The 886-nt window shown below is 62.9% G+C and carries 1 protein-coding gene; it reads right to left on the bottom strand.

What is annotated here, in order from left to right; genetic code table 11:
* Positions 1 to 467, bottom strand: a 467-nt coding sequence (locus AC1D00_RS43200) for an amidohydrolase family protein (protein WP_477014936.1), incomplete at its 3' end; no start/stop codon positions are given.
* Between the last annotated feature and the right edge of the window lie 419 nt (positions 468 to 886).

The following is an 886-nucleotide window of genomic DNA, read 5'->3' as shown; positions in this document are numbered from 1 at the left end:
GAGGGATAGATGCGCGGACCGGCGACGAGATCCTCGTCGATCGCCCGCTTGAGGCCGAAACTGGGCCCGCCCATGTCACGCACCGTGGTGAAGCCGCGCATCAGCGTCGCGGTCGCCTCGCTCGCGGCCAGCAGATTGTTGTAGCCGACGTCGCCGAGGGCCGCGGCCGGCGTCGGACGCACCAGCATCGCGTGCCAATGCGCGTCGATCAGCCCCGGCATCAGCACCCGGCCGCCGCCATCGATTGCTTGGGCGTCGGCCGTGATGTTCACGGTCGAGATCTTCTCGATCTTCGAGTTCCTGACGAGAACATTGGACGCAGCGGAGAGCGCGCCGCTCTTTCCGTCGAAGATCCGGACGTTGCGGAACAGGACTGAGGAGTCCTGCTGGGCCGGCGCAGGCCACGCGCTGCCCAGAAGCACTGCAAGYAGCACCGCGAGCCCGGCTCGCGCCTTCGGTCCCGACATGTTCAGCCTCCGCGCCGATGCGCCGCCACGCGGTTGCGGCCGTCCCGCAAAAAGTCAGCTAGCCTGTGCCGTGCCAGAGCTCGCGCCATGGCAGCACTCCGCAGAACGGACTCAACTGCTGTCGGCTCCGTCCTTGAACCCGACGCTGCCCGAGGTTGGGGCCCACGTCCGCAGAGTGTCAATTTGCAACCGTAAGGAGATTTTGCAAGTCAGCCATACTACTCCATGAAAGATACACAAGCCACGCGTTCAAATAGCAATTTCCAGCAAGTGCGTAAGCACTGCTGCCTCGCTTGCATCGAACTCTAATCAAAAGACCGACATCGCCCCTGAATGATGATCAACGCCAGATTGCAGCAACCTTCCACGAGCGTACGATATCTCATGGCCTGCTCGCCGGAAGATGATCGGGCCAGAGA

It is taken from the genome of Bradyrhizobium sp. P2_E8 (assembly GCF_056403875.1).
The sequence above is the reverse complement of the archived record's forward strand: the minus strand, read 5'-3'. Positions and strand labels throughout refer to the sequence as shown.